This window comes from Pseudomonas sp. LH1G9 (genome assembly GCF_002949975.1).
In the GTDB taxonomy this organism is placed as follows: Bacteria; Pseudomonadota; Gammaproteobacteria; order Pseudomonadales; family Pseudomonadaceae; genus Aquipseudomonas; species Aquipseudomonas veronii.
On the sequence record NZ_CP026880.1, the window covers coordinates 1,423,236 to 1,448,322 of the forward strand.

Consider the following 25,087-nt stretch of genomic DNA (forward strand, 5'->3'; position numbering starts at 1 on the left):
CCCATTTTTTGCAGTTTTTTACAGGAGTTGCTTACGAATGATTTCCCCCGTGAATCGCCTGACCCTGGCGGTCGGCATGGTCATCGCGACCCTGGTCGGCCAGGCGACGGCCGCCCCGGTCGCCCCTTCGGAAAACGTCACGATCAACCTGATCCGCCTGCTGGTACAGCAAGGCGTGCTCACCCAGGACACCGCCAATGGGCTGATCGCCCAGGCAGAAAAAGAGGCCCAGCAGGCACGCCAGGCCAATGCCGCGCCGGTAGTCGCCAGCGGCCCGACGGCGGCACCTGGCGATGTGCGCGTGCAGTATGTGCCGCAAGCGGTACGCGACCAGATCCGCGATCAGGTCAAGGCCGAAGTCATGGCCACCGCCAAGCAGGAAAACTGGGCCCAGCCCAATACCTTCCCGGATTGGGTCTCGCGCATCAGCTTTGATGGCGATATCCGCCTGCGTGACGAGTCGCGCTATTTCTCGGGGAGCAACAGCAATGAAATCCTCGATTACGCCAAGCTCAATGAGAACGGGCCTTACGACGTCAACCGCAACTCCAACACCAAGTTGCCGCCGCTGCTCAACACCCGTGAAGACCGCGAAAGCCTGTTCCGCCTGCGTGCGCGCCTGGGCATGAAAGCGGTGATCTCGCCGGAATGGACCGCCGGCATTCGCCTGGGCACCGGCTCTGACAATAACCCGGTGTCCACTACCCAGACCCTGGGCGGTGGCTTCGGCAAGAAGGACATCTGGCTCGACCAGGGTTACCTGAGGTGGAAAACCACCGACTACATGACCTTGACCGGCGGGCGAATCGCCAATCCGTTCTACGCCACCGACATGATGTATTCCAACGAGCTCAATTTCGACGGCGTGGCCGCGATCTTCAACCACAAGCTCAACAACGAGTGGGGCCTGTTCGGCACCCTCGGTGCATTCCCGGTCGAATACACTGCGGATGCCGCCAGCAGCAACGGCATCGACAAGGAAGACAGTCAGACCAAATGGCTGTTCGGCGGGCAAATCGGCGCCGATTGGAAGATCAACCGCGGCAACAGCCTTAAGCTCGCCGCGGCCTATTACCAGTTCCAGGACATCCAGGGTGAGCGCTCCAGCCCTTGTTCGCCGTGGGCCGGCGCCCCCGGTTGCGACACCGACGGCACGCGTGTGGCCTTTATGCAAAAAGGCAACAGTGTGTTCCTGCTGCGTAACAACACCACCAACCCGGCGGACCCTGTCAGAACGCCAGACCCGCAGTACGTAGGCCTGGCGTCCAAGTTCGACGTGCTGGACCTCAACCTGGTCTGGGACAGCGAACTGCCCAGCGACTTCAAGTTGCGCACCCAAGGTAACTACATCCGCAACCTGGCCTACGACAAAGGCGAGATGCTCAAGCGCAGCGAAGGCCAGATCGTCAACAACATCAACAGCAAGGGCCAGTTTGAAAGTGGCGGCAACGCCATGATGGTGCAGTTCACCCTCGGCAGTGCGCTGGAGATGCGCAAACGTGGCGATTGGAACGTGCTGGCCGGCTACAAGTACATCCAGCCTGACGCCTTGCCTGACGGTTTCAACGACTCCTCGTATCACCTCGGCGGCACCAACGCCAAGGGCTACTTCATTGGCGGCAACTACGGCATCGACAAGAACATCTACGCCAGTGCGCGTTGGTTGAGTGCGTCGGAAGTGTATGGCGCGCCGTTCGAAGTCGATGTGATGCAACTGGAACTCAACACGCGCTTCTGATGCGCAGGGAGATGCCCCATGAACACGCGAATATGCGCGCTGCTGTTGCTGCTGGTTACCACCGGTGCTTCGGCCGAAGGCATGGAAGAGCGCCTGCGCACGCAACTGCGCAGCACCACCCAGCAGTTGCAGGCGCTGCAAAGCGAGCAGGCCCAGGCCAGTGCCGCGCGCCTGGCGGCGGAAAACCAGGCCAAGCAGGCCCAGGCGCAAATCAAGCAATTGACCGCCGAGCTGGAAAAGGCCCGTGGCGTGGCCGAGCAACTCGCCGGCCAGCAACAGAACCTGCACAGCCAGGCGCAAGCCCAGGCGGCGGCGAGCAACGAGCAGATCGGCAAGTTCAAGAAGGCTTATGACGAACTGCTGGTGTTGGCCAAGGGCAAAGAAACCGAGCGCGCACGCCTGCAGGCGCAACTGAGCGAACGTGACACACAAGTGCAGCAATGTTCAGCCAAGAATCAGCAGATGTACGGCGTGGCTCAGCAGTTGCTCGCGGCCTACGAAAAAATCGACGTGGCCGAGGTGATGAGTATTCGCCAACCCTTCGCCAGCGGTGCGCGGGTCAAGTTCGAGGAACTGGCCCAGGGTTTTGGCGACGATCTGTACAAGACCCGCTTCGATGCGCCCCAGGCGGGCGTCAATCATTGATCCACAAGGAAGAGCAGACCATGAACGAATTGATCACCAGCGTCACCGCCCAGAGCCTCACCGAGTTGCTGCAAGAGGCCGGCTACCGGGTCAACCAGAGCGAGCAGAACGGCATCGTGCAACTGCTCAGCGCCAGCCAGGGCATCGGCTTTGCGGTGCGTTTCGGCAACCCGGCGACGGAGCCGGGCAGCTACGTGGATTTCACCTACAGCTGCGCGCTGCGCGTGCAGGGCGACTTGCCCGAAGGCCTGGCCCAGGTGTGGAACGCCTCGCGCCGTTTTGCGCGGCTGTCGGTGCAGGGTGAATTTCTGCTGATGGAAATGGACGTGGTGGTGGCCGGTGTTGGCGCCACGCACCTGCGCAGTCAGTTGGAACTGTGGGACCGCCTGCTGCAGGAATTTATCGTCTACCTGCGTGAGTACAGCCAGCACGCCGCGCAGTTGCAGGCCCAGGCGGCTGAACCTGTAGCTGAAGAGGTACCGGTGCTGTGAAGAAGCGAACTGTGGTTGTCGGCGCGGGGGCGCTGACGTTGCTGGTGGTGGCGGTGGGGTTGAGCCTGCGACCGGGCAGCGACCCGGTCGCCGCTCAGCAACCGGCGCCTGTCGTCACGTCCTCGCCCAACGAGCGTGGCGCGCCGGCGGTGGCGCGCCTGGGCAACCAGCAGATCGACGTGCCTGAACTGAAAAGCGTGCTGGCGAGCCTGCCGGCCGAATCCCGTGAGCAACTGCGCGGCAACCGTGGCGCCCTGGAGAGCTGGCTGCGTTCGCGCCTGGCGCAAAAGGCCGTGCTCGAACAGGCCGACGCCCAGGGCTGGCGCCAACGCCCGGAGGTGGAGCAACAGACCCGCGCCGCCACCGAACAGATCGTGTTTCGCGACTACATGCTCTCGGTCAGCCAGGTGCCGGCCGACTACCCCAGCGCCGCTGAATTGCAGCAGGCCTACGACGCTGGCAAAGCACAATGGATAACGCCGCCGATGTACCGGGTCAGCCAGATCTTCCTGGCGCTGAATGACCCGCAAAGTGTCGACGCGGTACGTCGCCAGGCCCAGGAACTGAGCCGCAAGGCCCAGGCCGCGCCGGGGGATTTTGCCGCCCTGGCCACGCAATACTCGCAAGATCCGGACACCGCCCAGCGCGGCGGCGACTCGGGCTTGCAGCCGTTGCAGCAACTGGTGCCAGCGGTGCGCGAAGCGGTGTCGCGGCTCAAGGTCGGCGCGGTCTCGGAGGTGGTGCAAAGCCCGGCGGGGTTCCATGTGCTCAAACTCACCGCCCAGCAACCGGCGCGCACCGCCACCCTCGACGAACTGCGCGAGCGCCTGACCCAGGCCCTGCGCGCGCAACGCCAGGAACAGATCGCCAAGGCGTACCTGGAAGGCATGCTCAATACCGCGACCTTGAGCATCGACGGCGCGCAGTTGAACCAGGTGCTGGAGTAACCCGCGTCAAGCGCATTGGATGCACAAGACCTACAAGACAGGGAGTCTCCCATGGCATTTCTAGAACCGTCTGGCCCCCAGGGGCCTGCACCCTATCGCGAGCCGAGCCAGTCCCGCAGCGCCTGGTTGGCCCTGGCCAACGACATCGAGCCGGAGGTCGCGCGCTACTTTCTGGTGAGTGCGCGCTGCGGCTGTTTCATGCAGGCGGCGCGCAGCCTGAATATCAAGGCGACGCTGCTGCGCAAACGCCTGGCGCAACTGGAGGAACAGCTGCGCCATGTGTTGTTCATTTTTCAGGGCAACGGCCTGGTACTCAGCCGCGATGGCCAGCTGCTGCAGGCGCAATTGATTGCCCTGGCCCATGCGCGGCGCCTGCCGGTGGTGGAGCAGCCGCTGATTCGCCTGGCCGTGGCCGAGCCGATCCTGCACGACATCCTCGGGCGCGACCTGATCGCCTTGCTGCGCCGCAACGCCAGCGTGCGCCTGGAGATCATCTCCATCGACAGCCAATTGTCCCTGCAAGCGGTGGACGTTGACGTGGTGCTGTGGCTCTCCGACGCCGATGGCCCCACGCCCGGCCCGAGTTTCCCCACTGCGCCGCCTCAAGTGCTGGCGCGCTTGGAGTACCTGCCGCACATCGCCAAGCGTTACTCGCGGCTGACAACCCGCCCCGACAGTGTCGAAGACCTGGATGACTACATGCTGGTGCAGTGGCAGCCGGATGGGCAGGTGAACGCCTTACAGCCATGGAACACGGTGGTGGCACAGCGCCTGGCCGCGGTCGTGCAGGTGCATGCCTATTCGTTGATGCTCGAGATGATCCGCTGCGGCGCCTGCATCGGTTTGCTGCCGCGCTACATGGGCAGCTTCGACCGTGGCCTGGTGGCCTTGCCGGGATTGCTCGCCGAGCCCATGCAGCGCCAGGTGTGGCTGGCGGTGAAAGCGCAGGTGCAGCATGCCGAGGCGGTGCAGATGATTGTCGAGTTGATCACCAGTACGTTCGAGGGGCGGCGGGAGTGGTTTGATTAGTGCCGGATCCGGCCCCGGACGTTGCGTGATCGCCCCAACTGCGCCAGTCTTGGCGGCCTCATTGTTCCTGTAGCTGCGATCCGCGATGCAAGCCACCCGTTTGACTCTGATCTGCCATGCCGTCACGCCGTTGCAAAAGCGCGGCTGCTTTGCCGATGACGAATCGTTGGTGATGGATTGGCAAAACGCGGCGTTATCCCTGGCCGGTCGCTTCAAGAAAAACGTGCGGCTGCGCTGTGGGCCCGAGGCGCGAACCCGTCAGACGGCGAGCTTGTTCGGCGATCGGGCGCAGATCGACGAGGCCTTGCGCGATGGCGATGTCGGGCACTGGAAAGGCCAGGACATCGCCGCGCTCGACAGCGCCGAACTGACGACCTGGCTCACCGACAGCGCGAGCGCACCCCACGGTGGCGAGTCGGTGGATCGGCTCTGCGCGCGCGTCGCGCAGTGGATGCAGTCGCTGCAGACCGAATCCGGCCATGTCGTGGCCATCACCCACCCGTTTGTCATCCGCGCCGCGATGCTCTACGTCATGCAGTTTCCCGTCGCGATGTTCTATCGCATCGATGTGGAGCCGCTGTCTTGCACGGAGCTGCGTTTCAACGGCGTCTGGCGCCTGCGCCTGGAAACTCACGCCTGAGTGCGTGAACATGGCAAAATCCACGCCCCGCAATGAGAGCAACCCATGAAACGCATCCTGATCATCGGCATTGGCGCCGGCAACCCTGACTACATCACGATGCAGGCCGTGAAGGCGCTGAACCGCACCGACGTGTTTTTCCTGATGGACAAGGGCCAGAGCAAAGACAAGCTGATCGACCTGCGCCGTGAGATCTGCGCGACCTACATCACCGAGCCCGGCTACCGCTTCGTCGAGGCCGATTGCCCCGAGCGGGTGCGCGGGGACATCGACTACACCCGCGCCGTGCAGGACCTCAACCGCGATAAGCAGCAGACCTTCGAGCGCATGATCAACGAAGAAATGGCCGACGGCGAAGTGGGGGCTTTTCTGGCTTGGGGCGATCCGACGTTGTACGACAGCACCATCCGCATTCTGCAGGCGATCCTGGCCAGTGGCCGCTGCGTCTTTGAATTCGAAGTGATCCCCGGCATCACCAGCGTGCAGGCCTTGGCGGCCCAGCACAAAGTGCCGCTGAACCGCATCGGCCGCTCCATCGAGATCACCACCGGGCGCCGCTTGGCGGCGGGGCAGGCGAGCGACGCCGACACCCTGGTGGTGATGCTCGACGCCGAAGACTCCTACCGCAGCGTGGCCGATCAGGATCTGGACATTTATTGGGGGGCCTACCTCGGCACGCCGGATGAAATCCTCATCAGCGGCAAGGTGAGTGAAGTCGCTGAAGACATCCAACGGGTGCGCAAGGCTGCGCGTCTGGCCAACGGCTGGATCATGGACACTTATTTGCTGCGCAAACCCTGAGGTCGATCTCCATGTTCAAACTGTTCGCGCTGGTGCTGACCCTGGTGGCCGGTGCCGCCCACGCCGATTCCGACCTGCACACCGACTTGCCGTTGTTGTACCTGGAACAGACCCAGGGCGATGCGCGCAACCAGCCGCTGGTGATTTTCCTGCACGGTTTTGGCAGCAACGAGGAAGACCTGTTCGGCATCAAGGATGCGCTGCCGTCCACCTGGACCTACCTGTCGGCGCGCGCGCCGATGCCGGTGGACGCTCAAGGGTTCCGCTGGTTCACCAAGACGCCGGGTGACGGCGATTACGATGGGATGACCGACGACCTGCAGAGCAGCGCCAGGCTGATCAAGGCGTTTGTCGCCAAGGCTACCGTCAAATACCACACCCAGCCTGACCGGGTGTTCCTGGTGGGGTTCAGCCAGGGCGCGATCATGTCATACGAGGTGGCGTTACGTGACCCTGAGTTGGTGCGCGGGATTGCGGCGCTCAGTGGCAGCGTGTTGCCGGTGCTCAAGGCGCAGCTCAAGCCGGATGAGCGATTGGGCCAGTTGGCGATTTTCATCGGTCACGGCACGTTGGACCAGGCGCTGCCGTATGCCTCGGCGACGCGGGCGAACGAGGTGTTGTCGGGGTTGGGGCTCAAGCCGCAGTTTCATACTTATCCGGGCATGAACCACACCATCAGCGCAGCGGAAGTGCAGGACTTGAAGGCCTGGCTGGAAACCAATGTGAAGTGAACACCGCTAAAAATGTGGGAGGGAGCTTGCTCCCGATAGCAGTGTGTCAGCCAACACATGCATGACTGATGCACCGCCATCGGGAGCAAGCCCCCTCCCACAGTTGATCGGTGTGGTTTTAACGGTCGGTTTACTTGCCGCCGGTGATCAGTTTCACCAACTGCGCATGCCCCTTCACATCATCTGCCCGCGAAATCGCCTGGATCACCAGTAAGTGATTGCCGGAACCGCCGAGGAAGGTGGAGTTCAAGGTTTTACCGCCGCCTTGGGTGGCCGTGCTGTCCACCTGGCGCAGGCCGAGGCCCTTGAAGGTCAGTTTCTTTTCGTTCTGTTTCTTGAAGTCGGGCAGGGCGGCGCTCTGGTCCTTGACGAAGCCGGCGACTGCGCCGTCGAGAAACTGCGGGTCATTATCTTTAATGGTCACCCCGTCGTTGCGCACGGTTTCGGCGACGATGACCACACTTTTCGTGGTTTGGTTCGCGTACATCGTACCTTGGGTATCCCCGGTGCCGTCTGCTGCCTTGCCGGCTGGCAGGGTGTCGGCGACATAGGCCTTGGGCAGGTCGAAGCTGAACTTGCCGCCCAAGGTGGAGATGGTCTGATCCGCCGGCTTGGCCGCGGCGAATACGCTGCCGGCGCTAAGCGCCAGGGCCAGCAGGACGGCGGTCTTGGTGAAAGTGGCCATGAAGAAGCGCTCCGGTAGATGAACGAAATTGCGCCATATTCTGTCAGAAAATTCGCAAGATCGTTCATCTGCACCATCACACCTTGTCGGACTCTTCCTCAAGACGGTCCATTTCAAACAACCGCGCCAGTTCCGCACGGGCTTCCTGGGCGGTCTGCATGACCTTGGCCGCGTCGTCGTACACCGCGTGCTGGGCGGCGAGGACCTGCAGGTCGTGGTTCTTGAACCGGGTGATGCGCGCGTCGGCCTGGGCTTGGCTCAGGCCGAGGCCCACCAGGGTGCGGCGGCTCATTTCCAGGCTGGAATAGAAGGTTTCGCGCACCGGTGACGCGTCGAGGTCCACCAAACGGTGGACGTGCTGGCGGTTACGGGCGCGGGCGATGATCTTCATGTGCGGATAGAGGCTGCGCACCAGTTCGGCGGTTTTGATGTTGATCTCCGGGTCATCCATCGCGATAACGAAGAACTCCGCCCGGTCGACCTTGGCCGCGTGCAGGATCTCCGGACGTTGCGGGTCGCCGTAGAACACCGGCATGCCGCCGAAGCTGCGGGTCAGCTCGATGGTTTCGACCGAGGTGTCCAGGGCGATAAACGAAATGTTCTGCGCGCGCAGGATTCGCGCGACGATCTGCCCCATGCGGCCCATGCCGGCGATGATCACGCGCGGCGCATCGCTTTCGATGGTGCGGTATTCCTCGGGGACTTCCACGGGTTTGACCTTGGGCTTGAACAGCTTCGGGCAGACCAGCAACAGCAGCGGCGTCACGGCCATCGACAGGGTGATGGTCAGCACCAGGATGTCATACAGGTGCGGTTCGAACAGGCCCTGGTCGCGGCCGATCTTGAACACCACGAAGGCGAATTCACCGCCTGCCGCCAGCACCACGCCCAGGCGCAAGGCGCTCTCGCGGTTGAGATCGCCCACCAGCCGGCCGACGGCATACAGCAGCGGCAGTTTCAAACCGATCAACAGCAGGGTCAGGCCGATCACCACCAGCGGCGAGCTGAGCAGCAGGCTGAGGTTGGCGCCCATGCCCACGCTGATGAAAAACAGGCCGAGCAGCAGGCCCTTGAACGGTTCGATCTGGGATTCCAGTTCGTGGCGGTATTCCGAGTCCGCCAGCAGCAGGCCGGCGAGGAACGCGCCCAGGGCCATGGACACGCCGACCAACTCCATCAGCCAGGCGGTGCCGATCACTACCAGCAACGCGGTGGCCGTGGACACTTCGCGCAGGCCGGTCTTGGCGACGACGCGAAACACCGGGCGCAACAGATAGCGCCCGCCGATGATCACCACGGCGATGCTGCCGAGGATCTGCAACACGTGCTGCACGCCCTGGGCCTGGGTGCTTGGGTGATCGCCCCCGGCCAGCAACGGCACCATGGCAATCAGCGGGATCGCCGCAATGTCCTGGAACAGCAGAATCGCAAAAGCCAGGCGCCCGTGGGGCTGGTTCAGTTCCTTGCGCTCGGCCAGGCTTTGCAGGCCAAAGGCGGTGGACGACAGCGCCAGGCCCAGGCCCAGCACGATTGCGCTGTTCCACGACTGGCCGAACAGCCACAGCGCGACCCCGCCCATCACCAGGCCGGTGAGCAGCACCTGGGCCAGGCCGACACCGAATACCGCCTTGCGCATCACCCATAAACGTTTCGGCGACAGCTCCAGGCCGATGATGAACAGCAGCAGCACCACGCCCAACTCCGAGAACTGCGCGACGCTTTGCGGGTTGCCGATCAGGCCCAGTACCGACGGGCCGATGATCACACCGGCGAACAGATAGCCCAGCACCGCGCCCAACTGCAGGCGCTTGGCAAGGGGCACGGTCAGCACGGCGGCGAGCAGGAACACCACGGCTGCTTGTAACAGGTTGCCTTCATGGGGCATTGCGAACTCCAAAATCTTTAAAGCCAATCAACAGGCGGCTATTAGAGCGCTTTTTACATGTCGATAATTGTGTTTTTGCAGTGTGGGATCGTGCTGGGCAGGTGATTTTTTGCTGGGCGACCGCGTTCTCGCGGGCGTGTCTTTCACTGGCTGAGTGTTTTTCCAGGCGCACTGGCGGGCGTGCGGTACAACCCCACGGCCAGTCCCGTGATGATGAGCGCAATCGAGAGCAGGTTGGGCGTGGATATGCGCTCGCCGATGATCAGCATCGAACTGGTCATGCCGAACACCGGAATCAGCAGGGACAGCGGCGCTACGGTGGATACCGGGTATGCCTTGAGCAGTGAGTTCCAGCCCCAGTAGGCAAAGTGCGTGGCCAGGTAGACCTGGAACAGGATGGAACCCGCCGCCGTCAGGTCGAGGTTGGCGCCCACGTTGGCGAACGCTGCGCTGCCGTGTAGCCACCAGGCCATGAGCCACAGCGGAATCGGTGGGAACAGACTGGCCCACACCATGAACGAGAAGATCTCTTTCACGCCCGATTGCTTGATGATCACGTTGCCGACACTCCAGGCCAGCGCGCTGAAGACGATCAACAGAATACCCAGCAGCGCGTGGTCGCCGTGTTGCGTCGCGATAATCCCCGCCAGGCCGGTCACCGCGAGCACGGCGCCGAGCACTTGGGCCCTGCGGATTTTTTCCTGGAACAGCACATAGCCCCAACCCATGCTGAAAAACACGCTGAGTTGGATGATCAGCGAGGCGATTCCCGGGCTGACACCGACCTGAATGCCATAGTTGATCACGCCCCACATCCCCAGCCCGAAGATGAGCCCGTAAGCCGCCACATAGTGGAAGCGCACGGCGGGGCGCTTGATGAAAAACACCAGCGGCAGGGCGGCGAGGGCAAAGCGTATGCCGGTGAGGACAAAGGGGTCGATTGCACGCAGGCCCAATTTTGTCAGGGGGAAGTTCACCCCCCAGACCAACGTAACCAGCACGGCAAGCACCAGGTGTTTTTTCTGCATGGGGTTTCCTTTAGGCAGAGTGCAGCTTCAAAGGCGTCGATGTTAGGCGGCAGGGCAGTGGCCCGCTTGCTATGCCAGGTCAACTTTTGACAGAATCGGGCCATGATGCCGACTTTTGATTCCGACAGCCCCGACGCGCTGGTGACGCTGCGCGAATACCCCTCTGGCACCGTATTTGCGCGGCACACGCACCCGCGAGGTCAGTTCGCCTACGCCTCCACCGGAGCGCTGAAAATGTTTACCGACCTGGGCAACTGGGTGGTGCCGCCGCAGCGGGCGATCTGGGTGCCCGGCGGCGTGCCCCATGAAATGCAGATGCGCGGCGATGTGGTGATGCTCAATACCTACCTGGACGCCGGCGCCGCCGCACGGGCGGGGTTGCAGGCACGCTGCCAGGTGTTTGAAGTGTCGCCCCTGCTCAGGCATCTGTTGCAGGCGGCGCTGGCCATCGAGCCCTCGACCTTACCCAATGCCAGGCAGGCCTGCGTGCTGACGCTGCTGATCGACGAGATCGGAGCGATGCCCGAGTTGCCCCTCAGCGCGCCGTTGCCCCGCGAGCCACGGCTGGCGAGCGCCTGCCAGCGTTTTCTGGAGGCCCCTACGCAACACACTTCGATTGACGAAATGGCCGCGTGGTCGAGCATGAGCCGGCGCACCTTTACCCGCCATTTCCTTGAGAACACGGGCATGACGTTCGTCGCCTGGCGCCAGCAAGTCTGCCTGCTGGAAGCCACTGCCCGGCTCAGCCACGGCGTGTCCGTCACCGAGGTGGCGTTTGAGTTGGGCTTCAGCAGTGCCAGCGCCTTCACTGCGTTGTTCCGGCGCAACCTGGGCGATACCCCGGCGCGTTATCTGACTAAATCAAAGGCCGCGCCGTTGTTCTGAGGGGGTTGCGGCGTCCGCGCCCGTCAGGATTCACCTTCCTGTGGCCCGCCCTTTGTTACTATCGGCGTCCTTCGTCACCAGGAGTCATCGGCCCATGCAGCACCAGTGGGATGAAATGCACCGTACCCGCAAGCCCACGTTCGTACTGTGCGGCGAGCCTCAGGGGGACGTGCTCAATCTCTATGTTCACGGTTACTCGGCGTTCTTCAACCGGCAGCAACTGGGCAACTTCACGGCGCAACTGGCAAGTATCGAAGGTTCGACCAACCTGATGCTGTTCTGGCCGGCCGGGCATTTTCTGGAAAACCTGTTCGCACCGTTCAAGGACGTGATCACCGCGATGCTCGGCGGCGGCGGCCTGGGAGCGGCGACGGTAGGGGTGGGCAAGGCGATCGGGTATTTTCTCGACCATTACAAAAGTGTCGAGGCGCGGGTGGATGAAGTGGCCCGCAGCCTGTTGCCGGAATTGGCCGAATTCCTCCACGGCGAGTCGCTGCAGGTGCGGCGCATCAACCTGATCGGGCATTCCCTCGGCGCGCGCATCCTGGTCAAGAGCGTGTTGGCCAACCCCGACACTGCGCGCGAACTGCCGTTGAACCATTTGCTGTTGATGGGCGGGGCGATCTGTACGTCGAGCCCTTGGGATGAAGTGTGCGCAGCGCTTTCGGGGCGGGTGATCAATTGTCACTCCAGTAAGGATTGGGCCCTGGCGATGAAACCGGATATCGAGCGTTGCATCGGTCGCTACGCCATCCCGATCACGCCCGCGCTCAAGGCCAAGGTGACCAACGTTCACCTGGCCAGCTTCGATCACGCGGCCTATTGGCCGCAGTTGCAGACGGTGGTGCAGTACACCGACCTGCTGCAGGAGCGACGCGGCATGATCCGCGCCGACCAGCGCAGTAGCGAGGTGCGCTTTGCCGAAGAAGATGACGAACTGTTCCCGGTGCTGGTGCGGGCGCGCCCGGACGAGCTGAAGTTCCTCGCCGAATTGATCGCGCAAAAGCGCAGTGCCTCGATTGATGCCACGGTGCGCGAGCCGCTGAAGTTGGCCATCGAGTTGCAGCGCATGGGCGGCGACAGCTTCATGAACCTCGCCCGGGGGCACGGTGTGGGGTATCGCCAGATCGCCGAGGATGTGGCGCAGCGGCTGGGGATCAAGTTCGATGAACCGATGGAGACCGTCGTGCTGGCGGACATCGAAGCGCAGGTCGCGGAAAAACTCATCGAACAATACAAGGACAAACTCAGCCACGCCGACCGCCAGGCGTTCGACGCCGAGCTTCAGGCGGCGACGCAAAAGGAGCAGGGCCTGTTCCATCGCATCGATGTCGGCCGTTCGGCCGCCACGGCGTTGAGCGGTACGGCGTTGGCGGGGCTGACCGGGTTCATCCTGCGGCGCGGCGCGGCCACGGCGATTCCGCTGGTGGGCCAGGCACTGGCGGCGGCGATGTTGCTGGTGAGCGGGGTGCGTGCGTTTTCCGGCCCGGCGTATTCGATCACGACCTTGGCGGTATTGGTGATCGGGGTGATCCGCCAGCGCATGGAGCGCGAAGCGTTGAACCAGGAAATGGACCTGGTGGTGCAAGTGGTCGAAGCGTTTGACCTGCCGCGGGACACGGTGATGCGAACGGTTGCATCCGACTGATAAGCTACGGGCTTGTCTAGAGTGTTTGCCTGGGATACTGCGTGAAATTCAGCCTGCCGAAAATCGCTACCGCTCCGTTTTGCCCGCCGGAAGTGGCTGGCTCTGTCATCGTCGACCCCAAGGCGTCGTTTTTCAAACGGATGCTGATGTTTGCCGGCCCCGGCTTGCTGATTTCCATCGGCTACATGGACCCGGGCAACTGGGCCACGGCGATCGAGGCCGGTTCGCGCTACGGCTACAACCTGCTGTTCGTGGTGCTGCTGGCCAGCCTGGCGGGCATGGTGGTGCAGTGCCTGTGCTCGCGCCTGGGCATCGCCACCGGCAAGGACCTGGCGCAGCTGTGCCGCGAACGCTACAGCCAACGCTCGGCCCGCACCCAGTGGGTGCTGGCGGAAATTTCCATCATCGCCACCGACCTCGCCGAAGTGCTCGGCTGCGCCCTGGCGTTTCACCTGCTGCTCGGTGTTTCGTTGACCACCGGCATTGTCATCACCGCGTTTGACACGCTCTTGGTGCTGGCCCTGCAAAACCGTGGTTTCCGTCGCCTGGAAGCAATCATGCTGGCGCTGGTCGCCACCATTGGCGTGTGTTTCTTCATCGAGCTGGTGCTGATCAAACCCTATTGGCCGGACGTGTTCAGCGGCTTTGCGCCGTCGTTGTCGGCCATCAGCGATGCCGCGCCGTTGTACCTGGCGATTGGTATCCTCGGCGCCACCGTGATGCCGCATAACCTCTACCTGCACAGCTCGATCGTGCAAACCCGGCTGATCGGCAAAGACCTCGCCAGCAAGCAGGACGCGGTCAAGCTGGCGCGTATCGACACCATCGGCTCCCTGGCCCTGGCCTTGCTGGTCAACGCCGCGATCCTGGTGCTTGCCGCCGCTGCGTTCCATAAAACCGGGCATACCGATGTGGTCGAGATCCAGGACGCCTACCACTTGCTCGATCCTCTGGTCGGCGGCGCCTTCGCCAGTATCCTGTTCGGCATCGCCTTGCTGGCTTCCGGGCAGAGTTCCACGTTCACCGGCACCATCGCCGGGCAAGTGATCATGGAGGGCTACCTCGACCTGCGCATTCCTTGCTGGCAGCGACGCCTGATCACCCGTGGGCTGGCGCTGATCCCGGCGTTCGTGGGGGTGTGGCTGATGGGCGACGCGGCCATTGGCAAGTTGCTGATTCTCAGCCAGGTGGTGCTCAGCCTGCAGTTGCCGTTTGCGTTGTATCCGCTGATCCGCATGACCGGCGACGCGCGACTGATGGGCCCGTTCGTCAATCGCCTGCCGACGCGCGTGCTCGCGTGGTTTCTGTTTGCGCTGATCAGTGGGGCGAATGCGTGGTTGATCGGGCAGTGGTTGTTTTGATCCAAGGCCCGCGGTGCTGGGGCGATCTACACCAGGACCGCCAGCGATGTGTATTGGGCAACCTGCGGATCGGCCGTCAATAGCTTCATCGGTTCGCTCAGGGCGGTTGCAGCGATGAGCCGATCGAAAGGGTCTTTGTGATGAGGCTTGAGATCCTTGACCGCAATGGCGTGTTCTGACGTGATGGGGAGTTCGACGAAACCGCTTTGCAGGCAGCACTCACGGACTTCATCCAGATCGACAGTGAGTTTCCCCAGGCCGACCTTGATCGCCAGTTCCCAGAATGTGGCGGCACTGACGTAGATCTCTGCGGCATGTTCAATCAGCTTTCGGGCTTTGCTGGAGAGCTTGGGGTCATCGTTCAACGTCCACAATAGGATGTGGGTATCCAGCAGCACTCTCATGAATGAGTGCCCTGGAACGCTTCGATGAGGTCGTCGGACAAAGGCGCGTCGAAGTCATCCGGGATCACCAACTTGCCTTGCATGGCGCCAATTCGCCGGCCTTTGGATTTTCCAACAGGGACAAGCTGCGCCATCGCTCGCCCATGTTTGGCGATGGTGATGATTTTGCCGGCAGCCGCCTCATCAACCAGTTTTGACAGCGTGTTTTTGGCTTCGCCCAACGGCACTGTAATCATGGGGCTCTCCGCATATTTTGGCCAAATATAGCCAGAACTGCTGGCGCTATCAAAGACAGCCTGACCGCTGGTTGACGCCAACCGTTTTGAGCGCGACGGGTTGCGGTACATGACATCCATGGCATTGCTCCAAACAAGGGTTTCGCCGAAGTCTGTCGCAGCGTGCCGGGCTTAGGAATAGTGGCCCGAAAAATCGGAATGGACCTACTTTAACCGCGAGGCGTTTTCCCCATGAGCGTGCTGATCGACCATTTCGGCTGGCTGGGCCACCCGGCCATCGAACTGTCGGGCAGCCGGATCGTGGCAATGGCCTGCCTGGCGCTAGCGCTGATGTTCAGGTACCGCAGCAACACCCGCACCGACTGACTGATGGTAGGAACCATCCGCGCCGGTCCGCAGTCACTGCTAAAGGTGTCGGCGCCCGCCGCACCGGGACGACCATGACGAAGGAGTCTGACCATGCCAGATACAACCTGTGCCTGCCCACACTGCAAATGTGTACTGGGAGTGGAGGCGGTGATGAAAGACGGTAAGGGCTATTGCTGCCAGGGCTGTGCCGAACACCATGCCCATGGTGAGCCGTGTGTGGCGCCGACGGGCTGCGAATGCGCCAAGTCGGCTAAAGGCTGAGCGCGGTAAAAATTCGCTCGGTTTGTCGGGCGCTGGTCATTACCATGGCCGCTCACCCTTGCCGGATGTGTTCCCCATGGCCCTGGCCACGCCCCCCGACCTCAGTGATCACGCCGTGCCCGTGCAACCGCTGGCGCGGACCTACCCGCGTGGTTGGTACGTAGAGCCCCATCGGCATGACTGGGGCCAGTTGCTCTATGCCATGAGCGGGGTGATGTGGGTCGAGACGCCACGCGAAGCGCTGGTGGTGCCGCCCCAACGCGCCGTCTGGCTGCCGCCGGGCGTGGAACATGGGATACGCGTGGTCTCGGATTTGCAGATGCGCAATATCTACCTGCGCCCGGCGCTGGCCGCGACGCTGGACAGCCAGGTGCAGGTGATTGAAGTCGGCGGGCTGCTGCGCGAGTTGATCGTCACCCTGGTGGAGCAGGGCGACAGTGGCGATGCCGGCTATTACGACGCGGTGGTCGGCCTGGCCCTGCTCGAGCTGCAGCGCGCACGCCGCGCGTCAATCCGCATCGCCATGCCGCCGGAGGCTGACCGCCGCCTGGTCAATGCCTGCCAGGCGGTGATGGCGGCGCCATCCCTGGCGATTCCCTTCGAGCATCACGCCGAGGCCGCCGGTGCCAGTGTGCGGACCTTGGCGCGGCTGTTCCAGAACCACCTTGGCATGGGCTTCGCCGAATGGCGCCGCCAGGTGCAACTGGCCACGGCGGTGGCTGAGTTGATCCAAGGCCAGTCAGTCAGCGCGATCGCGCGGTCCCTGGGTTACTCGCCCAGCAGTTTCAGCGACATGTTCCGTCGTGAACTCGGCGTGGCACCGTCGCAGTACCGCGGTTGAAGGTTTGGCCGAAATCCTGAAGCACTTGGCCGATGAGGTGGGTGGCGGCTTCCTACACTGAGCGCCATCCAACCACCAGGCGCTGCCCCCATGAGTTACTTGATCTCCCTTGCCATTGGCCTCTTCGTCGGCGTGATCTACGGTGCGCTGGATTTCCGCTCGCCCGCGCCGCCGGCCATCGCGCTGGTAGGCCTGATGGGCATGTTGCTCGGCGAAAAACTGTGGCCGATGGGGCGTCAATTGGTCAGTGGTTGGTTGTCCTGAATGTCCTTTCCCCTTTGATGGATGCCGCTCATGAAAGCGCTGCAATTTTCCGCCACCGGCGACCTCTCCACCCTGCGTTTCGTCGACGTCGCCACCCCGGTGCCCGCCGCCGGGGACGTGCTGGTACAGATCAAGGCCGCCGGTCTCAACCCCAGCGACGTGAAGAATGTGCTCGGTCGCTTTCCCTACACCACGCTGCCGCGCATTCCCGGTCGCGACTTCGCCGGCGTGGTGGTCGAAGGCCCGCAGGAATGGGTCGGGCAGGCGGTCTGGGGCACCGGGCGTGACCTCGGTTTCTTCGCCGACGGTTCCCACGCCCAGTACCTCACTGTGTCGGCCAAGGGCGTGGCGCACAAACCCAGCCACCTGAGTTTTGCCCAGGCCGCCAGCCTCGGTGTGCCGTACACCACCGCGTGGGACGCCCTGCAGCGCAGCGCGGTCGGCGAGGGCACGCGGGTGCTGGTCATCGGTGCGAACGGGGCCGTCGGCAGTGCGGCGTTGGCCTTGGCGAAAATCCTTGGGGCGCAGGTACTGGCGGCGGTGCGACGCCCTGAGCAGGCCGAAGTGTTGCAGGCGCAAGGTATCGCCGCGATTACCCTGGGCCAGCCGGAGGATTTGGACGCGCAGGTCAATGCCGTGTTCAAGGGCGGCGCCGATGTGATCTTCGACACCACGGGGTTCTGGTTGCCCGCCGCCGTGGCGGGGCTGGCGCCGTTCGGGCGCATCGCGATCATCGCCGCGCCGGTCGACGGTCATGTGCAACTGCCGGCCCTGGCCCTGTATCGCAAGGGCGGTTCGGTGGTGGGGATCAATTCGTTGCTCTACAACTGCGAGCAATGTGCGGTGATGCTGGAGCAGTTCGGGCACTTCTTTGACGAAGGGTTGCTGCCGCTGCCGAGCGGCCTGCGCGAAGTGGCGTTGGCCGAGGGCGTGAAATGCTTCGAGGAGGTGAATGTGGGCAGTGCCGATAAGATCGTCCTGCTGCCCTGACGCGCTTGAACAGGTGGGAGCAAACCCGCTCCCACCGGTGGTTTTTGACTAGGCGTCGGGCACGCCTTTTTCCCACGCCGACCAGTGCTTCAGGATCGCCTGGACCAACGGGTTGCCCGTGCGGTACAGGTTTTCCAGCGCCGGCACGAAGCCGCCCTGGTCCGCATATTTGAGCAGATTATCCACCTCGCTGTAGCCCGGATAAGGCCGGTCGAAATCCGACCCGGCGCGTACCACCGCCAGGCGCTGGATATCCACCAGCCCTTCGCGACTGGCGCGCAGCAGGGCTTCATAGGTGGAGTTGTCTTCCTGCTGGGTGGTGCAGTATTCGCCTTGGTTGTCGGTGAGCAACCGCGTCCAGACTTCGGCGCGCTCGCTCAGGCGCGTGCCGGAGAACCAGGTGTTGCCCGCCAGGGTGTCGCAGCGGGTGACTTGCGGCGGTTGGTTGGCCGGTGCCGCAGGGTAGTGTTTGCGCCAGGCGCTGGATTTCGGGCTTTCCGTCAGCTCAACCTTCTGCGACAGGGCAAACGCCTTGGCCTGCAGTTTCGGGTTCAGCTCGAACACTTCGGTCTTGTAGTCCAGCGGCGGTTTTTCGTTCGGACCCTTGGTGTTGATACCGATGTAGCCGGTCGGCCAGTCTTTGGGCGCGTCCCGCGAATCGATTTCCCACTGGGTGCCGAACTCCACCAGGTAATGCGCCCAGGCGGTGGTGCCGAGGGTGCCGTGCTTGGGGCTGATGCCGGCGATCCCGGCGATCAGAAAGTAGCTCTGGCGCAGGTCGAACTTGGGTGACAGCGCCAACGCCAGGGTGGAGGCGGCGGCGTTGGTCTGGCCCATGCCGGTCACCAGCAGGCAGACGTCTTCGGTATTGCAACGAATCACCGGGTATTCGGCGGACAAGCCCGGCACGCGGACTTCCTGCTTGAGCGCCAGGCGATCGATCCAGGTTTGCGCCTCGGGGGCGAACATGGTGACCAGCATCACCTTGGGCTTGATCGGCGCAGGCGCCTGCGCCAGTACCAGGTGGGGCAGCAGCGCCAGGCCGACGGCCAGCGAGACACGGGTAAACAGACTCATCTAAAACTCCTTGATCAGAATTGGTAGCCTACGCCGGCGTAGTAACCCCAGCATGTTAGCGGTGTGCGCCGGGTTTTCCTTGCGCAGGTCCTTGCCGAAATCGCAGTTGGTGAAGCCGATATAGGTCAGTGAGGCGCCGTCGTTCAACTGCCGGATGGGCGCGAAGTATTTCAGCTGCGCACGGTGGCCGTCCCATGCGTATTCATTGCTGGCGCCATTGTGCTGCCGTGGTCGTAGATCCAGTCAAAGGCCGCGTACCATTCCTTGACCGCGCCGATGGCCAGGCTGCACGCCGCCGGATCGTCGATGGAGGTCCGTGGTTCGTGCTCGATGAACAGCGGCGAGCCATGATCCCATGCGCCTTTTTCATTACGGTTACCGATGCCGAGAATCTTCGACACGTCGATATACCCCTTCCGTTCGAAACAATCCTTGTGGCCGAAGACTGATGTCCTGGCTGCCGATCAATGTCGGGTTCTTGGGGTCAGTATTGACGCGGTGTCATTTTTTCGCTGCGCTGGAACAGGTGCATGGCCGTTTCGCGCCGATACTCGCTGGGCGTCTGGTGCATCTCGATGCGAAAGTGCCGGTTGAAATTGGACAGGTTGGCGTAGCCCACTTCAAAGCAGATCGCCGCCACGGACAGCTCGCTTTGCAGCAACAGCCGGCACGCCCGCTGTATGCGGAACTTGCGCATCAGGTCGATAAAACCGTGGCCGGTGTTGCGCTTGAAGAAGCGTGAGAAGCCCGCTTCGCTCATCTCCAGTTGCCGGGCGATTACCGACAGGCGCACATCGCCGGTCAATTCGCGCATCAGGTAGTCGAACGCCTTGTTGATGCGCTCGGCGCTGCGCGCGTCCAGGGTCGGCGCATAGCACGGGCTGGCCAGGGCCTTCACCTGCGGCGGCGGGGCGTTCTTGAGGGTGTCGAGCAGTTGCAGGAACAGGATCAGGCGTTGCAGGCCGTGGGCGCTGCCGATGTCTTCCAGCAGGCGGGCCGCTTGCACGGCGGTTTCGCCGCTGAATGCCAGGCCGCGCCGGGCCTGTTCGAACAACGGCTGCACGTCGCCGAGTTCCGGCAGGGTCTTGCGCAGGGCGAGGAGGGCGCTGCCATCGAATTGCAGCACCACATCGCGGCCGCTCTGGTGTTCGCCGGGGGCCAGGTCGCCGATCCAGTCGTGGGGCAGGTCCGGGCCGATCAGCGCAACATGCCCGGCACTGAATGCGCCGATGTAATCGCCCGCCACCAACTTGCCGCTGCCTTGGCGGATCAGGTGGATCTCGAATTCCGGGTGGTGATTCCAGCGCGCCAGTTCGTAGGGGTAGTCATGTTCGAACCAGCGAAAACAGTGTTCCGGCTCGGGCAGGATCACTTCGAGTTCCGCGGGGCGGTGTTCGAACAACTCGGCGCGGCTGATGGGCATGGTGATGCCTCTTGTACTTGGGGAATTGCGCCAAAATACGCGTGTTGGTGACAGCCGCGCTACCGAAGCTTTCGCCCGACACTGATACTTTTTTGATCCCGGGCCTGCGGTTAAAAAAGTATCGGTCGGGCATTCGCCACGGGTTTGTGAGGGCCCGGCCAAGCTGCTGTAATCGGCCCTCGACCATAAAAACAAGCGGTGGACACCGCCGAGCACGAGATCAATCGCGCCGGTTATCCCCCATCAATGCCCGAGGGACACGCACCCCATGAAACGACTGGAAGGTAAGAGCGCGCTGATCACCGGATCGGCGCGAGGCATCGGTCGCGCCTTTGCCCAGGCCTATATCCATGAAGGCGCCACGGTTGCCATCGCCGATATCGACCTGCAGCGGGCCCAGGTCACAGCGGCCGAACTGGGTCCGCAGGCTTACGCGGTGGCAATGGACGTCACCGACCAGGCTTCGATCGACGCCGCGATTGCCGCCGTGGTGGCCCATGCCGGCCAGCTGGATATTCTGATCAACAACGCGGCGCTGTTCGATCTGGCGCCGATTGTCGACATCACCCGCGAGAGTGTCGAGCGGCTGTTCTCGATCAACGTCGCCGGCACCCTGTTCACCCTGCAGGCCGCGGCCCGGCAGATGATCCGCCAGGGCCACGGCGGCAAGATCATCAACATGGCCAGCCAGGCGGGGCGGCGCGGCGAGCCGCTGGTCGCGGTGTACTGCGCGAGCAAGGCGGCGGTGATCAGCCTCACCCAATCGGCGGGGCTGAACCTGATCAAGCAGGGCATCAACGTCAACGCCATCGCCCCGGGCGTGGTCGACGGCGAGCATTGGGACGGGGTGGACGCACTGTTCGCCAAGCACGAAGGCCTGGCGCCGGGTGAGAAGAAGCAGCGGGTAGGCGACGAGGTGCCGTTCGGACGCATGGGCACCGCTGAAGACCTCACCGGTATGGCGATCTTCCTCGCGTCGAAGGACTCCGACTATGTCGTCGCCCAGACCTACAACGTCGATGGCGGTAATTGGATGAGTTAGGCCATACACCGATCAACATGTGGGAGCGAGCATGAGGCTGCGATAGCGGGCTGTCAGGCAGCAAAACTGTCAGCAGTACCGGCCCCGTCGCAGCCTCGCCGGGGCTCGACACCTCCCACATTAGATCGCCATGTCCGCCCGCAGCGCGGTCTCCTTGTGGGAGTTGTCGAGCTTCAGCGAGGCTGCGATAGCGGACTGTCAGGCAGCAGAAAGTCAGCAGTACCGGCCCCGTCGCAGCCTCGCCGGGGCTCGACACCTCCCACACTAGATCGCCATGTCCGCCCGCACCGCGGTCTTCTTGTGGGAGCTGTCGAGCTTCAGCGAGGCTGCGATAGCGGACGGTCAGGCAGCAAAACTGTCAGCAGTACCGGCCCCGTCGCAGCCTCGCCAGGGCTCGACACCTCCCACAGTAGATCGCCATGTCCGGCCGCAGCGCGGTCTCCTTGTGGGAGCTGTCGAGCTTCGGCGAGGCTGCGATAGCGGACGGTCAGGCGGCAAAAATGTCAGCGGTACCGGCCCCGTCGCAGCCTCGCTGGGGCTCGACACCTCCCACACTAGATCGCCATGTCCGCCCGCAGCGCGGTCCCTTTGTAGGAGCTGTCGAGCTTCAGCGAGGCTGCGATAGCGGACGGTCAGGCGCTAAAACTGTCAGCAGTACCGGCCCCGTCGCAGCCTCGCCAGGGCTCGACACCTCCCACAGTAGATCGCCATGTCCGCCCGCAGCGCGGTCTCCTTGTGGGAGCTGTCGAGCTTCAGCGAGGCTGCGATAGCGGGCTGTCAGGCAGCAAAACTGTCAGCAGTACCGGCCCCGTCGCAGCCTCGCCGGGGCTCGACATCTCTCACAGGAGATCGCCATGTCCGGCCGCAGCGCGGTCTTCTTGTGGGAGCTGTCGAGCTTCAGCGAGGCTGCGATAGCGGGCTGTCAGCCAGCAAAAAAGTCAGCAGTACCGGCCTCGTCGCAGCCTCGCCGGGGCTCGACACCTCCCACAGTAGATCGCCATGTCCGCCCGCAGCGCGGTCTCCTTGTGGGAGCTGTCGAGCTTCAGCGAGGCTGCGATAGCGGACGGTCAGGCAGCAAAAATGTCAGCAGTACCGGCCCCGTCGCAGCCTCGCCGGGGCTCGACACTTCCCACAGTAGATCGCCATGTCCGCCCGCAGCGCGGTCTCCTTGTGGGAGTTGTCGAGCTTCAGCGAGGCTGCGATAGCGGACGGTCAGGCGGCAAAAATATCAGCAGTACCGGCCCCGTCGCAGCCTCGCCGGGGCTCGACACCTCCCACACTAGATCGTCATGTCCGCCCGCAGCGCGGTCTCCTTGGGGGAGCTGTCGATTTTCATTTCAACCCATGCCGGGGTTTCCTCGCTGACGGGCAGGTCCCCAGCGCGAGGTTCAGTGTGATGTGCCTTCGGCAAATTCGATTTTGTTGCCCACGTTGTACTTGCCCGACGGTTTGTTCATCGGGATGCGCTTGATCTCCTTGAGTGTCTGGCTGTCATAGACGATCAACGCTCCATCGTTGGCCCAGATGCTCAGCAACAGGTAGCGGCCGTCGCGGGTGAATTCCACGTGGGCGGCGGTCTTGCCCGGCATTGGGCGTAGGGTGTGGGCGATTTCCAGGGTCTGTTTGTCGATCAGGTGAATCGCATCGTTGTCCGGCCCGAAAAACACATCGCTCCACACATAACGCGAATTGGCATGGCTGCGCATGAAAAAGCCCGGGCCGAGGGTGGGGATCTGCTTGATCAGCGTCCAGGTCTTGAGGTCGATCACCGAGATTTGCCCCTTGCTGATATTGGGCGTGGCAAACACCCACTCACCATTGCGCTGCCAATACGTCCCCGAGCCCAGGTGCGGCATGCCGGACAGTGGGATGTCGGTGACCACGTGGCCGGTGTCCAGATCGATTACCTGGCCGCCGCCGGCCTTGCGTGAGGTGGCGACCAGTTGGCGATAATCCGGGGAAAACGAAAAGTCATCGAGCACGTCCTGGGCCTGGATGCGCCGGGGTTCGAAGCTGGGCCGGGCGGCGGCATAGGACAGTTCCCAGACTTCATTCACGTCCTTGAGTGCCACGATAAAGCTGTTGCGCGGCGGAGCGGTGTACACCGCGCTGACCCGCGACGCGGTGTCGAGGGTCTTGACCAGCGACAGGTCCCGGGCATCCAGCACCACCAGGTTGCCCGGCAGGTAATTGCCCACCAGCACCCAGCGTCCGTCCTTGCTCACCGCGAGGTTGCGGGTGTTGAGCGCCACGCGGGTTTCGGCGATCAGCTTGAGGTTGTGCAGGTCGTACAGGCTGATCCAGCCGTCGCGCGAGGCGAAGTACACAAAGCGCCCATCGGGGGAGAATTTCGGCCCGCCGTGGACCGCGAAATGGGTTGGGAAGCGGTCCAGCACGGCAAAGGTGTCACCGTCGAGAATGTCGATGTGATGGTCGCCGGACTCTACCACCACAAACAGGTTGAGCGGGTCGGCATGATGCTGAGGCGTAGTCGGCAAGCGGCTCAGGTCTGCCAGCAGGGTGTGGCTGTTATGGATGTCCTGCGCGTTCCATGTCGCCGGTGTGGCAGGCGGTTGCTGCAGGAAATTCGCCAAGCCGTCGATCTGCGCAGCGCTCAACTGTGGTGCAAACGCCGCCATCTGACTGGCCGGGCGCCCTTGCTCGATGACCTTGCGCACTTCCTCCGGCTTGATCCGTCCCAGGCTTTCCGGCAGTAACGCCGGGCCGCTGGCGCCGATGCGGTTGACGCCATGGCAGCTCGCGCAGTGACGCTGGTAGTCCTCGGCCGGCGTGCCGTGGGCGGCGGCGGCCCAGAGCAAGGGCAGCAGTAGCAGGCGTTTCATACCGCCACCGCTTCGCGGGCCGGCGACAGGCTGGCAGGGAAGTGCAGGGCGGCTCCGGCGAACAGGTTGACCACATGGCCGATCACCGTCAGGGTCGGCACACCGGGTTCGCAGTCGGCGGCCATCGTCGGCAACTGGCGCAGGGTGCCACGGGCCACCTGCTGGTCGGCTCGCGCGCCGTTGCTGATCAGCGCCGCCGGTGTGTCCGCCGGCAGGCCTGCCGCCACCAGGTGTTCGGCGATCAGCGCGAGGTTAGACAGGCCCATGTAGAACACCAGCGTCTGGCTCGGCTCGGCAAGGCTGGCCCAAGGCAGCTTCAACGCGCCATCGCGTTGCAGGTGCCCGGTGACGAAGCGGCAGGAGTTGACCAGATCGCGGTGGGTCAGGGGGATGCCGGCATAGGCGCTGCACCCGGACGCGGCGGTGATGCCCGGCACTACCTGGCAGGGCACGCCTCGGGCCAGCAGGTATTCCAGCTCTTCGGCGCCACGGCCGAAGATAAACGGGTCGCCGCCCTTGAGGCGCACCACCCGTTGCCCCTGGTCGGCCAGTTCGGCCAGCAGTTCATTGAGTTGATCCTGCGGCAGGCTGTGACAGCCGCTGGCCTTGCCCACGTAATGGCGCGCGCAGGTCAGCGGGATCAGCGCCAACATCTCGGCGCTGATCAACCGGTCGAAGACCACCGCATCGGCCTGCATCAGCAGGCTCCAGGCCCGCAGGGTCAGCAGGCGCGGGTCGCCGGGGCCGGCGCCCACCAAGGCGACTTCGCCGGGGTGGAAGGGGCTGTGCAAACTGGCAGGTAAGGTGGTCGGAGTGTGCATGA

Annotated in this window: 25 protein-coding genes and 2 pseudogenes; 17 read left to right on the top strand and 10 right to left on the bottom strand. The window is 63.3% G+C overall.

All coding sequences use genetic code 11. From position 1 onward, the window contains the following. Positions 1 to 37 precede the first annotated feature (37 nt). The 8 genes from C5F70_RS06890 (at position 38) to C5F70_RS06925 (ending at position 7,022) form a co-directional block, all read left to right on the top strand. On the top strand, positions 38 to 1,738 hold the full coding sequence (locus C5F70_RS06890) for a putative porin (protein WP_104902988.1): 1,701 nt from the start codon (positions 38 to 40) through the stop codon (positions 1,736 to 1,738). Positions 1,739 to 1,756: 18 nt separating this feature from the next. Beyond that, entirely contained in the window at positions 1,757 to 2,383 is a 627-nt protein-coding gene (locus tag C5F70_RS06895) for a hypothetical protein (protein ID WP_017849150.1), read from the top strand. Between the two features lie 20 nt (positions 2,384 to 2,403). Further along, a complete protein-coding gene (locus C5F70_RS06900; protein WP_102618446.1) occupies positions 2,404 to 2,874 on the top strand; it encodes a YbjN domain-containing protein in 471 nt (156 codons plus the stop codon). Next, positions 2,871 to 3,821, top strand: a complete 951-nt coding sequence (locus C5F70_RS06905) for a peptidylprolyl isomerase (RefSeq protein ID WP_046383053.1) — start codon at positions 2,871 to 2,873, stop codon at positions 3,819 to 3,821. The genes C5F70_RS06900 and C5F70_RS06905 overlap by 4 nt, the downstream gene beginning before the upstream one ends. 51 nt (positions 3,822 to 3,872) lie before the next feature. Then, positions 3,873 to 4,850: a LysR family transcriptional regulator gene (locus C5F70_RS06910; RefSeq protein ID WP_046489220.1), complete on the top strand. Its 978-nt coding sequence runs from the start codon at positions 3,873 to 3,875 to the stop codon at positions 4,848 to 4,850. An 85-nt stretch (positions 4,851 to 4,935) separates the two neighbouring features. Continuing rightward, a complete protein-coding gene (locus C5F70_RS06915) occupies positions 4,936 to 5,490 on the top strand; it encodes a histidine phosphatase family protein (protein ID WP_104902989.1) in 555 nt (184 codons plus the stop codon). Positions 5,491 to 5,535: 45 nt separating this feature from the next. After that, positions 5,536 to 6,291, top strand: a complete 756-nt coding sequence (gene cobF, locus C5F70_RS06920; RefSeq protein ID WP_104902990.1) for a precorrin-6A synthase (deacetylating) — start codon at positions 5,536 to 5,538, stop codon at positions 6,289 to 6,291. An 11-nt stretch (positions 6,292 to 6,302) separates the two neighbouring features. Further along, positions 6,303 to 7,022, top strand: coding sequence for an alpha/beta hydrolase (locus tag C5F70_RS06925; protein WP_046383057.1), 720 nt, complete (start codon positions 6,303 to 6,305; stop codon positions 7,020 to 7,022). Positions 7,023 to 7,152: 130 nt separating this feature from the next. Here the strand turns inward: C5F70_RS06925 and C5F70_RS06930 are convergent, their stop codons facing one another. The 3 genes from C5F70_RS06930 to C5F70_RS06940 all read right to left on the bottom strand — a co-directional run bounded on the left by C5F70_RS06930 (position 7,153) and on the right by C5F70_RS06940 (position 10,620). Further along, positions 7,153 to 7,707 (bottom strand): hypothetical protein, encoded by a 555-nt coding sequence (locus C5F70_RS06930; RefSeq protein ID WP_017849157.1) that lies wholly within the window; start codon positions 7,705 to 7,707, stop codon positions 7,153 to 7,155. A 76-nt stretch (positions 7,708 to 7,783) separates the two neighbouring features. After that, positions 7,784 to 9,592, bottom strand: coding sequence for a monovalent cation:proton antiporter-2 (CPA2) family protein (locus C5F70_RS06935; RefSeq protein ID WP_017849158.1), 1,809 nt, complete (start codon positions 9,590 to 9,592; stop codon positions 7,784 to 7,786). Between the two features lie 143 nt (positions 9,593 to 9,735). After that, positions 9,736 to 10,620: an EamA family transporter gene (locus C5F70_RS06940; RefSeq protein ID WP_104902991.1), complete on the bottom strand. Its 885-nt coding sequence runs from the start codon at positions 10,618 to 10,620 to the stop codon at positions 9,736 to 9,738. Positions 10,621 to 10,722: 102 nt separating this feature from the next. Here C5F70_RS06940 and C5F70_RS06945 point away from each other — a divergent pair, with 102 nt between their 5' ends. From C5F70_RS06945 to C5F70_RS06955, 3 genes are all read left to right on the top strand, one after another. After that, complete coding sequence (locus C5F70_RS06945; protein WP_104902992.1) at positions 10,723 to 11,505, top strand: helix-turn-helix domain-containing protein; 783 nt, start codon at positions 10,723 to 10,725, stop codon at positions 11,503 to 11,505. 94 nt (positions 11,506 to 11,599) lie between these two features. After that, the gene (locus C5F70_RS06950; protein ID WP_104902993.1) at positions 11,600 to 13,153 is read left to right on the top strand and encodes a DUF726 domain-containing protein; all 1,554 of its coding nucleotides are present in this window, start codon (positions 11,600 to 11,602) and stop codon (positions 13,151 to 13,153) included. Positions 13,154 to 13,194: 41 nt separating this feature from the next. Continuing rightward, on the top strand, positions 13,195 to 14,514 hold the full coding sequence (locus C5F70_RS06955; protein ID WP_017849162.1) for an Nramp family divalent metal transporter: 1,320 nt from the start codon (positions 13,195 to 13,197) through the stop codon (positions 14,512 to 14,514). A gap of 26 nt (positions 14,515 to 14,540) precedes the next feature. Here C5F70_RS06955 and C5F70_RS06960 read toward each other — a convergent pair whose 3' ends face one another. Further along, on the bottom strand, positions 14,541 to 14,918 hold the full coding sequence (locus C5F70_RS06960; RefSeq protein WP_026140307.1) for a type II toxin-antitoxin system VapC family toxin: 378 nt from the start codon (positions 14,916 to 14,918) through the stop codon (positions 14,541 to 14,543). After that, positions 14,915 to 15,274 (bottom strand): type II toxin-antitoxin system Phd/YefM family antitoxin, encoded by a 360-nt coding sequence (locus C5F70_RS06965; RefSeq protein ID WP_226926289.1) that lies wholly within the window; start codon positions 15,272 to 15,274, stop codon positions 14,915 to 14,917. Before C5F70_RS06965 ends, C5F70_RS06960 begins: the two co-directional genes overlap by 4 nt. 111 nt (positions 15,275 to 15,385) lie before the next feature. On the opposite strand from C5F70_RS06965, the pseudogene C5F70_RS06970 reads away from it, so the two are divergent. From C5F70_RS06970 to C5F70_RS06990, 5 genes and pseudogenes are all read left to right on the top strand, one after another. Further along, positions 15,386 to 15,520 (top strand): annotated as a pseudogene (locus C5F70_RS06970) (DMT family transporter); the annotation flags it as partial. Between the two features lie 93 nt (positions 15,521 to 15,613). Next, on the top strand, positions 15,614 to 15,784 hold the full coding sequence (locus C5F70_RS06975) for a metallothionein (RefSeq protein ID WP_079444133.1): 171 nt from the start codon (positions 15,614 to 15,616) through the stop codon (positions 15,782 to 15,784). 76 nt (positions 15,785 to 15,860) lie between these two features. Then, the gene (locus C5F70_RS06980; RefSeq protein WP_104902994.1) at positions 15,861 to 16,625 is read left to right on the top strand and encodes a helix-turn-helix transcriptional regulator; all 765 of its coding nucleotides are present in this window, start codon (positions 15,861 to 15,863) and stop codon (positions 16,623 to 16,625) included. A gap of 90 nt (positions 16,626 to 16,715) precedes the next feature. Then, a complete protein-coding gene (locus C5F70_RS06985; protein WP_017849167.1) occupies positions 16,716 to 16,889 on the top strand; it encodes a DUF1427 family protein in 174 nt (57 codons plus the stop codon). A 30-nt stretch (positions 16,890 to 16,919) separates the two neighbouring features. Next, positions 16,920 to 17,879: a zinc-binding alcohol dehydrogenase family protein gene (locus C5F70_RS06990; RefSeq protein ID WP_102618441.1), complete on the top strand. Its 960-nt coding sequence runs from the start codon at positions 16,920 to 16,922 to the stop codon at positions 17,877 to 17,879. 48 nt (positions 17,880 to 17,927) lie between these two features. Here C5F70_RS06990 and C5F70_RS06995 read toward each other — a convergent pair whose 3' ends face one another. The 3 genes and pseudogenes from C5F70_RS06995 to C5F70_RS07005 form a co-directional block, all read right to left on the bottom strand. Continuing rightward, entirely contained in the window at positions 17,928 to 18,956 is a 1,029-nt protein-coding gene (locus C5F70_RS06995; protein ID WP_104902995.1) for a purine nucleoside permease, read from the bottom strand. 54 nt (positions 18,957 to 19,010) lie between these two features. After that, a pseudogene (locus C5F70_RS07000) lies at positions 19,011 to 19,399 on the bottom strand (outer membrane protein OmpK); the annotation flags it as partial. A gap of 41 nt (positions 19,400 to 19,440) precedes the next feature. Next, the gene (locus C5F70_RS07005; RefSeq protein ID WP_046489208.1) at positions 19,441 to 20,379 is read right to left on the bottom strand and encodes an AraC family transcriptional regulator; all 939 of its coding nucleotides are present in this window, start codon (positions 20,377 to 20,379) and stop codon (positions 19,441 to 19,443) included. 268 nt (positions 20,380 to 20,647) lie between these two features. On the opposite strand from C5F70_RS07005, the gene C5F70_RS07010 reads away from it, so the two are divergent. Next, entirely contained in the window at positions 20,648 to 21,421 is a 774-nt protein-coding gene (locus tag C5F70_RS07010) for an L-iditol 2-dehydrogenase (protein WP_104902996.1), read from the top strand. A gap of 1,388 nt (positions 21,422 to 22,809) precedes the next feature. Here the strand turns inward: C5F70_RS07010 and C5F70_RS07015 are convergent. Together C5F70_RS07015 and cobA are read right to left on the bottom strand one after the other, a co-directional pair. Next, on the bottom strand, positions 22,810 to 24,264 hold the full coding sequence (locus tag C5F70_RS07015; protein ID WP_017849360.1) for a cytochrome D1 domain-containing protein: 1,455 nt from the start codon (positions 24,262 to 24,264) through the stop codon (positions 22,810 to 22,812). Next, entirely contained in the window at positions 24,261 to 25,085 is an 825-nt protein-coding gene (gene cobA / locus C5F70_RS07020; RefSeq protein ID WP_017849359.1) for a uroporphyrinogen-III C-methyltransferase, read from the bottom strand. The genes C5F70_RS07015 and cobA overlap by 4 nt, the downstream gene beginning before the upstream one ends. Positions 25,086 to 25,087: the final 2 nt, after the last annotated feature.